Origin of the sequence: Pseudomonas sp. BF-R-01 (assembly GCF_019946615.1) — a bacterium.
Taxonomy (GTDB): domain Bacteria; phylum Pseudomonadota; class Gammaproteobacteria; order Pseudomonadales; family Pseudomonadaceae; genus Aquipseudomonas; species Aquipseudomonas migulae.
In genome coordinates this window covers 1-13,421 of record NZ_JAGYFX010000053.1, presented here as the reverse complement: position 1 = coordinate 13,421, position 13,421 = coordinate 1, and the positions used below count along the sequence as shown (strand labels likewise).

Genomic DNA, 13,421 nt, shown 5'->3' with positions numbered 1-13,421 from the left:
CTGGACGAAACGCAACACCCGAAGGTTCAGTCAGTTTTCAGGACCATTTTCACGTCGCGTTTCGCCTGGTTGCGCCAGACGCTCACGGTCGCTTTGTAGCCGACGCGCATGCGCGATGAGATGTCAGCGACGTCTTGGGCACTGGCGACTTCCTGGCCGCCGATTTCGACAATGACATCCAATGGCTTGATGCCGGCTTTGTCCGCCGCGCTGCCTTTGACCGTGTCGATCACCCAGGCACCCTGTGCCGACGGCAAGCCCGCAGCCTTGGCATAAGAAGAATTCACCTCGCCGAGGTTCATGCCTTGCAGGTTGGAGGAGGGCGCAGTGTTTTGCGCCGCCGATGTGCTCACCGGTAACATCGAAACGGGCGTACCTCCGGGCCCGACCACCACGGGCAGAGTCTGAAACGCCTGGTAACGCCAGACCTTGAGGTTGACCGTGGAGCCTATGGGCGCCTTGGCCAACTGCAAACGGAACTCTACGGAGTCGGCGACAGGCTGCTCATTGACCGCCACGATTAAATCATTAGTCAGTATTCCGCCCTGCTGCGCCGGGCTGCCGGCGCCAACGTTGTAGACCACTACGCCGCTGGTCGGCATGGAATACAGCGACGCTTTCTGTGCGTCGACGGTTTCCATGGCGATACCGATTTTGCCCCCCGGGAAATTGGCCGTTTTGCAGCCTTTCTCCTGCCAGGCCGGGCTGGCCGCAACTTTACGGGCCTCCGCAAGCTGTTTGACCAGCGCATTGGTGCTGGTCATATAGCCCGCCGCTTCGATGAGGGACATTTCAATGTACTCGCAGCTACGCGAGCGATAGCGGTCGGGCGTCTCGCGGTCGATGAGGCGCTGCATGTTAGCGTTTTGATCTGCCGCTAATGGAGCCTGCGTAGTACCGGCAGGCACGTCGTCGTATCCTCCCGATGCCTGCACGGCAGCGCCGTACATATAGTAAAACGGGTCCAGTTGATCAACGATGCAACCGCTCAGTGATGACATCATCGCCGTCACGCCCAAGATTCGTCCCACGTTCTTAAGGCGTGTGTCCATTGTCTTTTCCCCAGAGATTCTTACGGCAAGTGCCAGAAATTCAGCGTTGTCGCGGCAAAGTAAACCAAGCTGATAGCACAGCGCTACCGTGTTTTTTTGACGCCAGGGCTGCGGACGCTCGACATCGGGTCGCGCCTTTTGGCGGGCCTATACTTCAAACGTCAGCACACTCGATGCGACCTACGTCGAGTGGTCGTTCACGAGAGGAGAAGATCATGGCGCGTAAATACATCGACTGCCGCGAGTTTCCAAGCGATACCAAATGCTCGGTCGCGCTCTGCGCAGACTCTGAAAACGAACTGCTCGAGGCTGCCGCACAGCATGCGGTGAGTGTTCACAAACACACCGACTCACCGGAACTGCGTGCTCAACTGAAAACGATGTTTCACGACGGCACCCCTCCCGTTGAAGCACCGCGCTCGGTTTAGCATAAAAAGGGACAGGCTGCGATTAGATGAGAATTGTCGTCTGTCCCGTTTTTCTATGGGCGCCCTCAAAGGTCCCGGGGGATTAAAAGGTACTACCCGGTAACGGGCCGGCGGGGCGGAAAAATACTACTGCTTCTGATCTTCCACCTCCTTCCAACTGTCGTCTGGATCAAACCGTTTCATCGACTGCGCCAGCTTGTAACCGTCAGGTCCCAAGTCTTTCTCGAACACTTGGCCTTCATGACTGATCATGAAACTCATCACCCCGGTGTCTTTATATTTCGTCGGCCAGGCGATCAGGGCAAAACCGCGACTCATCTTGTCACCGATAAGGTAGCTGTAGGCGCCACCCGGTGCCGAAGGGCCCTGGCCTTCAAGGATGCGAAAGTGATAACCGTGCCAGTCTTCGTCGGCAATGCGTTGGCCGAACAAGGGGCCCAGAGGGCTGATCTGACCGCTGTCGTCGTCCTGCCAATAGAGCCCGTCGTGCTTGCCGGCGGTGCTGAAAAACTTCTGCGCATACTCAAGGGCGCCGTCACCGTCACGGTCCTCTGATGCGTAGTCCATCTGGGCGTCGTGGTACGTCAGCGCCGATTGCAACGCGGCCAGTTCGTTGCGGCCAATACGACGGACACGGATTTCTGCGCTGCCGGCCTTAATGTCAAAGCGCCAACCTTTCTCCACTTTTGTCATGGGGATCGGCAATGTCCAGTGGTCATTGCCCACCGACAGGATCGCCTTGCGGTCGCTGGCTTTTTCAATGGCATGCTGCTCGTGGTATTGCTTGATGAACGCATCCACATCACTGCGTTCCACGCCTTCACGCGGGATGAAACTGCGCCATTCACTGCCCAGCAACTCTGTCAGGCGTGCCTGATCGGCGTGTTCCGTACCCAATGCGTCGACGAACGCTTGAGCGGCTTTTTCTGGCGTGGGAAATACCTGCTGTGCCGTGACAACGCACGACCATGCCAAGCCGGCAGCGATCACCAAGGCATGAGCGGGCAGGCCCATGAGCGTATTCATTCGAGGATAGTGTTTCAACGACGGCCCCCCCCCCTTTGACGCGCAGGCGGACTGGATGGCCGGCTGACCTGATGGCCAGCTGATCGCGCCGCACTGGGACGTTGCGCGGATGCCTGACTGGCCCGCCCACGATTGACCTGCGCGCTGGTTTGGGACGGTGCGCGGGCGCCGGCGAATGCGTTGTTGCGGGCGCCGCCCTGACTGGCGGCGGGTCGTTGTGGCGCCCGTTGTGGCGCCGTTTGGCGCGTCTGGGCACGCTGATTGGCGTCGGCGGTCTGTCTTCTGGGCTGCTGACTCTCGCGAGTGTTTCGGGCTGTACCTTGGCCCCTGTCAGCTGCCTTCGGTCTGTCTGCGCCTTGGCTCCTGTCAGCCACCTTCGGTCTGTCTGTACCGGCTTGCTTGCGATTGAGGCCCGCAGTCTGGGCGGCACTCGCTCGATCACGGGCTTCGCGGTTACTGGTCGCAGGTCGCTCGATACCGTGCCTGTCCATCGAGCTTCGGGCTTTTTCACGGGCCTGGGCGCGCTGGGCATTGTCCCCGCGATAGGCATCACGCTGGTTGGCACCATCCAGTTGGCGACCGTACTGTTGGCGGCTCCTGTTGTCGCGATAGGGCACGCCATCGCGATGAATGGAGTTGTGCTGCCAATTGTTATTGGTGATCTGGTTATTGCGGTTGATGTTGTTGTAGCGGTCGATGTCGATGTCGACATCGTTATTGCCCCAGTCACATTCACCCCACAAAGAGGCGACGATCGCGACGCCGGTCCCAAACGCCAGCCCGGCCATCAATGCCGAACCGGGGTAATAGGCGGGCGGCGGAGGGTAGTAAACAGGAGGTGAAGTCGGGTAGGCCCAAGTGCCATAGGTTGTTGTCGGGTTGTAGGTGGGGACGTACACCACCTGCGGATCGGAGGGCTCAATGATAATGGTGGTGTTGTTGGCAGGGAGCTGAGCCGGCGCTGGCGCTGAGGGGGCTGGTGCGGGTGCGGGTGGCGCCGCGGCCTGAACCGTCACATTCTGATACTGGTTGCTCTGCAGGTTGCCGGCTGCTTGCGCCTGATGACGCAAGCGTTGCACACCCTCCATGACATCGTCGGGCTGCGCCAGGAATGCATCACCCAGGCGCTGTACCCAAACGGGATCCTGTCCCAGCGTTGCAAGGACCTGCGGAAAAGCCACCAACGCCTGCACGCTCGGATCCCACGGCTGGCTAGCCACTTGTTTGACCGCATCATCACCCTTGGCATCGGGGTGCGCCTTGGACCAGGTCACCGCCTCGGTGACTTCCCCAGGATAAGTTGTGGCCATCAGCACCTGAGCCAGCAACGGGTCCGGGTAAAGCGCAATGGGCGCCAACATTTGATCCAACTGCTCTTCGGTAAACACCGCGTCTTTGACCGCCGCCGCGACGGGCGCCGGCTCGGCTGCATTTGCGGCCGCCTCCACTGGCTGCGCGAGAAGGGCAGGGCTGCTCAGAAACAGTACGGCTGACATCGCGAAAAACAACGGAATGCTCATCGCGCGGCCTCCATGTGGCCAGGCAGGTTTGAAACGACAGGATCAATGTCGGGAAGGTGAAAGCGGGTAGCCTCAATGCCTCAGGCTAAGGGTAGTAGCTAAGATATTTTTCGCCATGAGTTTTGTGTGGTGGTTTTTGGGTTGCAGACTTGTGTGACTGACTGTGTTTTGCGCCCGCACGAAAAAGCCCGGCTGATCAGGCCGGGCTTTTTCGGTATTGCGTTGACGCGATTTGTTTATACAGCGCGGTTTTCGATCAGGCGATCCGAGCCACCTTCGGCAACACGGTTTTCGATCAGGCGGTCGGAGCCACCTTCAGCAACGCGGTTTTCGATCAGACGATCCGAGCCACCTTCAGCAACGCGGTTTTCGATCAGGCGATCCGAGCCACCTTCGGCAACGCGGTTTTCGATCAGGCGGTCGGAGCCACCTTCAGCAACACGATTCTCGATCAAACGATCCGAACCACCTTCGGCCACACGATTCTCGATCAAACGATCCGAACCACCTTCAGCCACACGACTTTCAATCAGACGATCCGAGCCGCCTTCAGCGACAACCGGGTGAGTCGAGGTAGCGGCGAAAGCGTTAACTGCAAATACCGAGAAAGCGATGCTGAGAATGGTTTGGCGTTTCATGATCGTGTGCTCCGGGGTGTTGTTGGTTGGTATGGAGCAGATGTTACGCCGCGGATTTTTTAAGAGAACTTCATTGAAGTGATGGTGACCATTGACGGCATTGATAGGGCGAGCGGCATGTCTCTGGTGAGTGTGATGATGGGGTGCAGCCCCGGCAGCCGGAACGTGGCAGCGCATTGATTACATTGCGTATCAAAGGCGAGCAGGCCAAGTGTGACGATTCGGGATTTGGGCATACTTAGCGGTTTGTACCGTATGAAAGGCTTCACATATTTTTTTGTGAAATGGCTTCGCTCAGCGGGCTCGTAAATGGATCCCTTCGCCTCAAGGCACAGATTGAAACCGTAGAAAAACGGGTGCTTGTGGGCAGTCATCTCTGTCAGCTGCACAAACTGTAGGAGCGAGCTTGCTCGCGATGGACCAAAGAACCCCGCGTTACTCCAGGAACCCCGCGGCTACGTTCAAGACCATCGCGAGCAAGCCCCGGCAACTGAGTCGGCCTGTGCGCGGGATGGGTAGTGCTAGTCATGGGGACTATGCTGTTGCTGGACCAGTTCACGGTTGAATAGACTGTCTTCTTTGGCGTCTAGCGAGAAGCGCAATGTCTACTTCGTGAATGTTTTTTGCCCCGAGGAATATCTGACCTGTCGTATGGCCGCCCTCAGGTACCACTATGAACCGCCGCCACGTTATCAGCTGATTAGAAAGATGGAGCTTCTGTGATCTCAGGATATCGCACCCGCATTTACCGTTTCATCGGTGCACTGTTATTACTACTCGTTGCTTTGGTGTTGGCTCTGGAACTATATGACGCTCTGACCACTTGGCAATTAGACGCATTGACAGGGCCTCGTCGAAACACGATTAACGAACACCTTGTATTCGACGAACAACCAGAGCGCTTTGTTTTGTATCTGCTGCAAAAAGTCATGTTTTTCATTTTAACCGTCGTAGTAGGGCTCGTTATGCTATGGGAGGCTCTGTCGGGGCGACGGGCGTACGAGAACCGGCAATAACGGCAGTTTGCTCACCGTTTGCGGTCCGAGCCTTTTTGGATGTCTGATACTGCTCGTGCGTCTACATTTTGATTTTGATGAGAAATAAATCTGTCTCCTTTTCAGTTGAAAGCGCTGTTTGGTCAACATTGCCTATCGACCCCAATCGCACATAAAAAGAGAGCTAGCGTGGTCACATTCAACTTTTTCTTGAACAGCGTAGGTTTGGATTTATCAAGGGTCCGACTGGTTCGGCATCAAGATCAGCGCGCTTCGCGCGGTAGGACACCTTACGACCTCTGGGTAGCGGGTGATGGGCGATTTGACGAATACCAATCCATCCAGGCAAGAGATGTCTTCAGCAATGCTGACTGGGTGGCAGCGTTTGTCGCTACCCCGCTTAACGAAACGCTGTTCGCGGGTATTTACCGGGTTGTCGGTCAATCCACCGTCCCTTTGGGAACGAAGGACCCAGTGACTGGCGAAGATGTCAGCGGATTGCACCTGTATGACCTGCAACCCGATGACAGTCTTTGCGATTACGCAGGGCGACTGGTGATTGAATGGGGACCTGGATTGCGCAGTTGGGTGCAGCGAGCGGATAACCAGGATAAAAAAGTGTTGGAAATGCGCCGAGTCGCGATTGAGCCGCCATTCCCGGGATTTGGCTCGTTTCGGTGGCCTATTCGAGAACTGAGTTCGATCCCAACCTCTTGGCGCACAGCGCTGTCAGTGGTTCGGGGTGTGTATGCTTTGACGTGTCTTAAAACTGGCCGACTTTACGTGGGTTCTGCTTACGGCGCGGACGGTTTCTGGGCGCGGTGGCAGGAATATTTTGCGACCGGCCATGGCGGAAATATTGGGCTGAAGGCGCTGGAAGAACACGATTTTCAAGTCGCAATACTTGAGGTGTCTTCATCCGCTGCGGGAGAGACGGAGATCATCGCCAGAGAAGGGGAGTGGAAGGAAAAGCTACTGACGCGGCGGTTTGGACTCAATATCAATTAGCAGCCCGGCGATTGAATTGACCTTGCAGCATCGAGGTCAGGGCTTATTCGCGTTATACCTCACTGAAGCACGGAGCCTGACGAGATGCCCGTTTTTTTAGTCACCTGTGTAAACGATGGGCGAGCATATTCATCAAGCACCCGATGGGCAAGCAGTTTGGAGAGATCAGATAGCATGCACCTTGTCAGAACCATTCTTGATGCGGAAGGCGATGTCCCCTAACACCTACGTGATCGCCCGTAGACTGAGATTGTTATGCATGGTTTACATTTGGTTACGCTATTTTCTGGAGGCGTATGAGGGAGTCGAAGCGAGTGATTAAGTTTCGGGCTGAGATGATTAATACACTTCCTAAATTTCCCAATAGTCGGGAGACAAAGGAGGCTCTTGAATATATGCCTTTAGCCACACTTTTGATTCATTATCTCAATTGGGCTAGTCGATATGTGTCGGTGCGGGCAAGAAAAGTTATAATTGAACCTGTAGTCACAGCTGATCACCGTTGGAAACTACTTAATAAGCAAATAAAGCATTTTCTTGAAAAAGTAAGCAGAGGTGAAAATCTAGCGCCAAATATGTCCCTTCAACCTCACTCCAAAGGTTATAGTCCAGCCACATCGGCGCAGGTGAAAGGCGTGGATCGCTGGGCTGACAAAGATTTTTTGCTGAATACTATGGGGTTCTATCATTTTCACTTGGGTACAGTCCTTGAAGAAAAAGGGTATGCCAACAGGACGAATGATGTTTTGTTTGCCCGTATTACACGTGAAGAATTCATTGTAGTCGGAATATTTGATCATTCTGTTTTCGATATCGCTGGGGAACTGATGAGTGAAGAGAGAAAACGATTGTGGGACATCTTTGATATGCACACCTGCCGAAGTGTTCAGTCTGGATCCGTCGTGGTCTCATCATTGATCGCCACTTCTGGACACCCTGTTCATGTGGTCTTCACCGCTTCAAAATATGCTCGCGTAATTCGTGAGTTGGATTCTAATCTTGATAATCCAGTTTTTTTGAAAGGTCTGTACGATGGCGTGCATAAAGATGTGCCTCGGAATGCGAAACTAGAATGGACTTTAGATTATTCAGATCTGTGTATTTATGAAAAAAAACACCGTCATCGTTTTTTGCTGTATCGCGGTTTCAACTGAAGTTTGTTCAGCCCCAAAGAACAAGGTTGTGAAATTGAAGTGGCTGTAGTGTTGAAGAATTTTTATTAAAAATAGGGGTGGGGCAGACCACCATTATCCTAAATGTGGTCTGACCCCGTTTTCCGTTTTTCAAATTGTAAGCAAGGAAGGGGGTAAGGATGAAGTCGAAGTCTATTGGGTTTTTTTATCATACGGAACCTGATACAAGCGATGATGCAATACCGTCGTTGAATGTAAAGCGAGTAATTTTTTTGTGCGTGGTTTGTGTTGCTCTTATCGTGGGGCTCTATGCATGTGCGCTGATAATTTCGACTTGGCCAATTGATGAGCTCTCCATCGCCAAGTCAGGTACTTTTGGAGATAGCTTTGGAGCACTTAATGCGTTGTTTACAGGTCTTGGGTTTGCCGGGTTACTTATAACAATTTTTTTGCAGCGAGAAGATCTCAGACTTACAAGGTCGGAGCTTTCAGAGACTAGAAAAGAAATTAAGCAGCAAAGTGTAACATTTCAACAGCAGCAATTTGAAGACTCTTTTTATCGAGTTCTTGCGCTGTATAAAGAAAACCTTATAAGTCTTTCAATAAAAAAGGATGATCGATCGGAAGTCAGGCTCTGCGGTGTTGATGCGTTGAGTTACTTGATTTCTAAGTTTGAAGTTGCATGGGCAAAACATAAGATTGTCAGCTTTCCAGAAGGCGAAGAAGAAAAAGACGAATATATTTATATATTGTACACAACATGCCGATCGGTTTTTGTTAGGCAAACTAGATATATCGAGACTTTGAACGCATTGTTAGTAATGATTGATGAGGAGTGCTTCCTTCCTGAGAAGCGTGAGTATTATTGGCGAATAGTCGCTTCGCAGCTCACTGTCTATGAAATGAAGTATTTGTTTTATCAAGCTCTTCTTATGCCTGATTATAAGCCCTTGCGAGCAGCGCTAATGTCGTCTAATACTTTTCAGCATAGATTTTTTCTAACAGGGATTTCTGAGGGGCATAGGAGAAGTTTTGAGGATTTATGGGGTGTGTCGATAATAAGGGGGCAAGGGAGTTACGGGCATCCTCTTGCTACTGGTCGTTTTAAATCCGCACACAAAAGAATTACGAAGCGAGCAGCACTTCAGCGGCTTCTAGATAGAAAAATGAAAAATTATCTACCAAGGTAATATACTTGAGGCGTAATCGATTTTATTGTGGTTTTTCATAATGGTATACCTAGTTCCTTGGGTTGCTAAGTATAAAATTATATATTCCCTAGAGAGATAAGGATGAATCGTTTTTTTTCTGAAGGTTCGGTAAATTGGAGGTCGCTCCAAGAACTTCCTAATAAATTATTTGTGTGTGGTTTTTGTGATTTAAATGTCTCCTCGGTTCGAGGATACAAGCTTGGGCGTCATAATGATGGAAGCGGGGAACAGACAGGAGGAATCTATATCTGTCCAAACTGCGGAGGGCCGAGCTTTATGAGCCCAAACGGGGCGCGCTACCCTACTCCACCATTAGGAAACTCTGTTCAGCACGTACCTGATGGACTATATGCATTGTATGAAGAGGCCCGGCGAGCCTCTAGTCAAAATTGTTTTACTGCAGCAGTTCTTCTCTGTCGCAAGATGCTAATGAATATAGCGGTCCAGCAGGGGGCTCAGGAGGGATTAAAGTTCATCGAATATGTAAGTTTTTTATCGGAGCAAGGCTTCGTGCCTCCCAATGGTACACATTGGGTCGATCATATACGAAGAAAGGGGAATGAGGCCACTCATGAGATTGCCGTAATGGCAGAGCAAGACGCACGTGACCTTATTTTATTTATTGAAATGTTACTTAGGTTTATTTACGAGTTTCCAAGCATGATTCCCGTAGCCCCTTGAACACTTGCCGATATTGGCAGGCCCGAATTGCCGCGAAGGGCTGCGCTCCGTCAGTACCTTGATTTAGATGTGTCTGAAAATTTGAAAGTGATATATCGTAGATCTAAAAATGTCATAAAAAATAAGGATGAAAAATGTCAGGCGCAATAAATTGGGAATGTCCTTACTGTGGAAGTAAGTCAACTATTCGCGAAGATCAAGACTTTTTGGGGAATCGATTTGAATTCAATCTTGGAAACCGTCACGCCTACCAAGCAGTCAAATCTCTCGTCATTGTTTGCCCGAACGCTGAGTGTCGTGAATATACATTTAGAGTCTCAATTTGTGATCACAGAAAATCAGCTGCAGGTCTGTGGAGTGACTTGCCGGAAAAGAAATTTTGGCGGCTTTGCCCACAATCAAAAGCAAAGGTGTTTCCAAACTATATTCCAGAGTTGATTCGACAAGACTATGAGGAAGCATGCCTTATTGTAGATTTATCTCCCAAAGCCTCTGCTACTCTTTCGCGCCGTTGCCTTCAAGGTATGATAAGAGATTTCTGGAGTGTCGCTGGCAAAAATTTATTCGATGAAATCGATAAAGTCAAAGATAAGGTTGATCCTGATACGTGGGATGCTATGGATTCATTAAGGAAGCTTGGAAATATTGGCGCCCATATGGAAAAGGATATTAGCCTAATAGTTGATGTCGATCTGGATGAGGCAGAGCTGCTTATTTCCTTAATCGAGACGTTGTTTACCGAATGGTATGTTCATCGTTATGAAAGATTGCAGCGAATGGCCAAAATCAAAGCGGTGGCCGCCCAAAAAGAAGCCGAGCGGAAAGGGGAATGATGTGATTGCATTATTTCTGCTTGCACCTATGGGGTATTTCGTAGATTTATATGCACCTATTTTCCCGAAGGAAATAATTTCAATTTAAAGTTCGCTTTTTGTCGAAAGCGGACCTTTTTTATCGTGCGACAGAAACCGGGCGCCTTCAGCGCCCGTTTTTATTCACTCCTTCGTCTGCGCCCGCAATCGCCGACCGATCACATCCATCAAGTCACAACCATCGCGCAATGGAATGGCCAGGAGTTTGGAGAAGTCCGACAACACCACCGTGTCGCAACCAATCTCGGCGCGAAAGGCAATGTTCTCCAGCACCTGAGTAACTGCGCGAATTCGGTAGTCAGCGGCGGCTTGTAATACGTCGAGTGGGGCTTGGGTGTCGATGAGCAGGGAGGCCGGAACCAAGTCGATTCCGGTGAGGGGCATGTATCTTTCCATAGATGAAACCTCATTCAGTTTGTTGAGACCGCCAACAGATCGTCGCCAAACGAATAGGGTGGCAGTTGCGCGCAGGTTGGCGAACCGGGAATGAGTAACCGGCAGACCCGAAGGTCTCCCGCGCGCAACTGCCATAGTACAGCTGTTTTGCGGCTGCGACGACGCCTGCAAATGAGCAGACGGCCCTCGCACTCATAACTCGGGTCGCCAAACCCGAATCGCCATTTTGGGCGACGTGTCGGACTATAGGCTTCATCAGGACTGCGGGGAAGGTGACGCATTCCGAGGTTTTTGTAGGAAATTTTAAGGTGGTCCTAGGACCGTTATGCCCCTTCCGCGAGCGACGGTTATCGGCCAAATTCGGACGCTAAAGCGACGGGAGTTCCAAGGCCTCTGTCGCTCTGAGGAGGCAGCATCAACTAAACGGCTTTGTAGGTTTGCAGCACCACATGGTTTTCCAAGGCGTCACCGAAGGCTCGCATTAGCCCAATAGAGTCGTTGGTGATCTCGTCCAGATCGGCGAGTGCCACTAAGGTATTTTCACCGTGGGCAATGGCATTCCTTCGTTTAAGGAGAACAACATCTATGAACGTACCTTTGTCTGCAAAAGGCTCTGGAGGGACTCCACACACTAAGCAGATATCTGTAAATACCTCAAAGTTAAGGTTCGCTTTTGTATTGATTAAGTCCTCGTTCACCCGGCCGAAGCGATGATCCGCGGAGTTCAAAATCTCATCAACTAAGGCACTCCGGTCTGCGATGCTAGCTTTCGACGTGGAGAGGGCGGCCAATCTCGGCAGAAAGTAGTTTCGGAAGAACTGCCTATTAAGTTCACCGTATTGGAATTTTCTCAACGCCACATGCTCCAGGTACTTCTTTGCAGAAAACCTGACGTAGCCTTCCCAGTGAGCATAACAAATGGCAACTAGGGCTCGTAACAGTACCCTACGCAAGCCTTCGTCACCTCGCCTGATTGCCGTCTTTAGGTCGGAGATTTCTTTGATACGCCAGTTGCGGTCTTCTGTTATTTGCTCGGAGAAGTTCGCCTCGGTATAAGGTTTGCTCATGGACGGAACCATGCCTCTCCGAATGGAACTGTACGCTGAATACGGACTGTGCCGCGGAGGCCGAGTGACGTGAAGGTCGCGGTCTCCGGCTGTACCCAGAAGCTTTCCATTCTCTCTCTAACGAAACTTCGGGACGCGACAGGTCCGAGAGCAAGGATCCCGTGAAGATTTTTAGCCACGCCTACGGCTATCCCCTCTAGACCGACAAGGCCTACTTTTCCGCCATGTGCACCATTTTGAAAGCGTCTAAGCGCGTTATTTCCAGCAACCTCGTTAAGGAGCTGGAACGTTTGATTGATCAGCAATGCTGCGCCGGCGGGATCTCCGTTTTGCGATAGGGTGACGATTCCCTCGTCGATATACTCCTCGACGTCAAGGCGGCCATCGTACGGCACGTGGGTATGGACTAAGAACCGCACGGCCATCTCCATATGTCTTTGCTTTTCAGCCTGTTCATCGCTGACAGACACCACATTCCTAAAGACGTCTTGGTCCGCCGAAGCCTTCACAGACCGAAAGTAGTCACGGTTGATCATCAGCATTATGCAGTTCCGAAGTTCCTGAGCGTTTGCTTGGGTGCCTCCCGCATTTAGCCGCTGGAACAAGTCGTACTTGGTCTGGTCATCGCTAGGGCGTTTCAATATCTCGACGCCGAGTCGAGCCCGGCGAATGGCCAACTGTTGCGTTTTGTCGAGAGGCCTCTGGTCTATTGCTGGAAGATCAACGAGGTCTGAAGACTCCCAGACTACGTTATGTAGCGAAGGCAAATACTTAGTGGCTTCTAAGACCGACGGCGCGAGCAACCCATCGTCTGGGTGGCGTAAGCGCCCCATGAATTCAAGGATAGACGACATCCGCTGGAGGCCGTCGATTAGCTCCCAAGCCCCATCGTCCCGCTCAAAAACGAAAATCGATGGTAACGGGATTCCAAGCAACAACGATTCAATCAGTTTTGACTTCTGACCAATGTCCCACCGGAAAAGGCGCTGAAACTCTGGGTCAATGATGATTTCTTTGTTGTCATACATGCCGACGATTTCGCCAATCGACATTTGGTATGCGTCAGTCCGGACTTGGCGCTGAGCGTTTAGAATCTCTTCAGTAAGCATCTTTAATTCCATCTAATAAGCTGTATCAGGAGACTATCATCTCGGAGCGAATGAGAAAATGTCGGGGCAAAATTGGGGCAAAAACTATCGCTAATCAAGGCCAAGTAATGCCCACGTGATGATGCCCGCGGGGTTGTCGTGACTGCTAGGGCCCGCGCGCTGCGGCGCTCGCAGTGTTTACCCAAAGATACCTGTGCATAATCGGCGTGTAGTAAACCTGAAGCACCACAGAATATGCCGCTCCTGGCCGATAGCAAACATTACTAATGCAATCCAAATCTGCGA

The 13,421-nt window shown here is 51.7% G+C and carries 13 protein-coding genes; 6 read left to right on the top strand and 7 right to left on the bottom strand.

Features of this window, described 5'->3' with window-relative positions; all coding sequences use genetic code 11:
- Nucleotides 1–26: 26 nt before the first annotated feature.
- Nucleotides 27–1,013, bottom strand: coding sequence for a PDZ domain-containing protein (locus tag KGB27_RS19330; RefSeq protein WP_223555869.1), 987 nt, complete (start codon nucleotides 1,011–1,013; stop codon nucleotides 27–29).
- A 254-nt stretch (nucleotides 1,014–1,267) separates the two neighbouring features.
- Between KGB27_RS19330 and KGB27_RS19325 the strand changes: the two genes are divergently transcribed.
- Nucleotides 1,268–1,480, top strand: a complete 213-nt coding sequence (locus tag KGB27_RS19325; RefSeq protein WP_008030813.1) for a DUF1059 domain-containing protein — start codon at nucleotides 1,268–1,270, stop codon at nucleotides 1,478–1,480.
- Between the two features lie 126 nt (nucleotides 1,481–1,606).
- Here KGB27_RS19325 and KGB27_RS19320 read toward each other — a convergent pair whose 3' ends face one another.
- The 3 genes from KGB27_RS19320 to KGB27_RS19310 all read right to left on the bottom strand — a co-directional run bounded on the left by KGB27_RS19320 (nucleotide 1,607) and on the right by KGB27_RS19310 (nucleotide 4,664).
- Nucleotides 1,607–2,494 (bottom strand): DUF2950 domain-containing protein, encoded by an 888-nt coding sequence (locus tag KGB27_RS19320; RefSeq protein WP_223555845.1) that lies wholly within the window; start codon nucleotides 2,492–2,494, stop codon nucleotides 1,607–1,609.
- Between the two features lie 26 nt (nucleotides 2,495–2,520).
- Nucleotides 2,521–4,026, bottom strand: a complete 1,506-nt coding sequence (locus KGB27_RS19315) for a DUF3300 domain-containing protein (RefSeq protein WP_223555843.1) — start codon at nucleotides 4,024–4,026, stop codon at nucleotides 2,521–2,523.
- A 236-nt stretch (nucleotides 4,027–4,262) separates the two neighbouring features.
- On the bottom strand, nucleotides 4,263–4,664 hold the full coding sequence (locus KGB27_RS19310; RefSeq protein ID WP_223555840.1) for a hypothetical protein: 402 nt from the start codon (nucleotides 4,662–4,664) through the stop codon (nucleotides 4,263–4,265).
- A gap of 1,184 nt (nucleotides 4,665–5,848) precedes the next feature.
- On the opposite strand from KGB27_RS19310, the gene KGB27_RS19305 reads away from it, so the two are divergent.
- From KGB27_RS19305 to KGB27_RS19285, 5 genes are all read left to right on the top strand, one after another.
- Complete coding sequence (locus KGB27_RS19305) at nucleotides 5,849–6,667, top strand: GIY-YIG nuclease family protein (protein ID WP_223555837.1); 819 nt, start codon at nucleotides 5,849–5,851, stop codon at nucleotides 6,665–6,667.
- A 314-nt stretch (nucleotides 6,668–6,981) separates the two neighbouring features.
- On the top strand, nucleotides 6,982–7,821 hold the full coding sequence (locus KGB27_RS19300; protein ID WP_223555834.1) for a hypothetical protein: 840 nt from the start codon (nucleotides 6,982–6,984) through the stop codon (nucleotides 7,819–7,821).
- A gap of 158 nt (nucleotides 7,822–7,979) precedes the next feature.
- Nucleotides 7,980–8,990 carry a putative phage abortive infection protein gene (locus KGB27_RS19295; protein ID WP_223555831.1) on the top strand — a complete coding sequence of 337 codons (1,011 nt, stop codon included), beginning with the start codon at nucleotides 7,980–7,982 and terminating at the stop codon, nucleotides 8,988–8,990.
- A 102-nt stretch (nucleotides 8,991–9,092) separates the two neighbouring features.
- Nucleotides 9,093–9,692 carry a DUF4145 domain-containing protein gene (locus KGB27_RS19290; RefSeq protein WP_223555828.1) on the top strand — a complete coding sequence of 200 codons (600 nt, stop codon included), beginning with the start codon at nucleotides 9,093–9,095 and terminating at the stop codon, nucleotides 9,690–9,692.
- Between the two features lie 134 nt (nucleotides 9,693–9,826).
- Nucleotides 9,827–10,525 (top strand): DUF4145 domain-containing protein, encoded by a 699-nt coding sequence (locus tag KGB27_RS19285; protein ID WP_223555826.1) that lies wholly within the window; start codon nucleotides 9,827–9,829, stop codon nucleotides 10,523–10,525.
- Between the two features lie 162 nt (nucleotides 10,526–10,687).
- Here KGB27_RS19285 and KGB27_RS19280 read toward each other — a convergent pair whose 3' ends face one another.
- The 3 genes from KGB27_RS19280 to KGB27_RS19270 form a co-directional block, all read right to left on the bottom strand.
- Nucleotides 10,688–10,960 carry a hypothetical protein gene (locus KGB27_RS19280; RefSeq protein WP_223555823.1) on the bottom strand — a complete coding sequence of 91 codons (273 nt, stop codon included), beginning with the start codon at nucleotides 10,958–10,960 and terminating at the stop codon, nucleotides 10,688–10,690.
- Nucleotides 10,961–11,379: 419 nt separating this feature from the next.
- Nucleotides 11,380–12,027: an MAE_28990/MAE_18760 family HEPN-like nuclease gene (locus KGB27_RS19275; protein ID WP_223555820.1), complete on the bottom strand. Its 648-nt coding sequence runs from the start codon at nucleotides 12,025–12,027 to the stop codon at nucleotides 11,380–11,382.
- Complete coding sequence (locus tag KGB27_RS19270) at nucleotides 12,024–13,136, bottom strand: DUF262 domain-containing protein (RefSeq protein ID WP_223555817.1); 1,113 nt, start codon at nucleotides 13,134–13,136, stop codon at nucleotides 12,024–12,026. The genes KGB27_RS19275 and KGB27_RS19270 overlap by 4 nt, the downstream gene beginning before the upstream one ends.
- Nucleotides 13,137–13,421 lie beyond the last annotated feature (285 nt).

Excerpts from the sequence above, each read along its gene's own strand:
- KGB27_RS19325 (WP_008030813.1), top strand. The coding sequence starts at position 1,268 with ATGGCGCGTAAATACATCGACTGCCGCGAGTTTCCAAGCGATACCAAA.
- KGB27_RS19320 (WP_223555845.1), bottom strand. The coding sequence starts at position 2,494 with ATGGGCCTGCCCGCTCATGCCTTGGTGATCGCTGCCGGCTTGGCATGG.
- KGB27_RS19315 (WP_223555843.1), bottom strand. The coding sequence starts at position 4,026 with ATGAGCATTCCGTTGTTTTTCGCGATGTCAGCCGTACTGTTTCTGAGC.
- KGB27_RS19310 (WP_223555840.1), bottom strand. The coding sequence starts at position 4,664 with ATGAAACGCCAAACCATTCTCAGCATCGCTTTCTCGGTATTTGCAGTT.
- KGB27_RS19295 (WP_223555831.1), top strand. The coding sequence starts at position 7,980 with ATGAAGTCGAAGTCTATTGGGTTTTTTTATCATACGGAACCTGATACA.
- KGB27_RS19290 (WP_223555828.1), top strand. The coding sequence starts at position 9,093 with ATGAATCGTTTTTTTTCTGAAGGTTCGGTAAATTGGAGGTCGCTCCAA.
- KGB27_RS19285 (WP_223555826.1), top strand. The coding sequence starts at position 9,827 with ATGTCAGGCGCAATAAATTGGGAATGTCCTTACTGTGGAAGTAAGTCA.
- KGB27_RS19280 (WP_223555823.1), bottom strand. The coding sequence starts at position 10,960 with ATGGAAAGATACATGCCCCTCACCGGAATCGACTTGGTTCCGGCCTCC.
- KGB27_RS19275 (WP_223555820.1), bottom strand. The coding sequence starts at position 12,027 with ATGAGCAAACCTTATACCGAGGCGAACTTCTCCGAGCAAATAACAGAA.
- KGB27_RS19270 (WP_223555817.1), bottom strand. The coding sequence starts at position 13,136 with ATGCTTACTGAAGAGATTCTAAACGCTCAGCGCCAAGTCCGGACTGAC.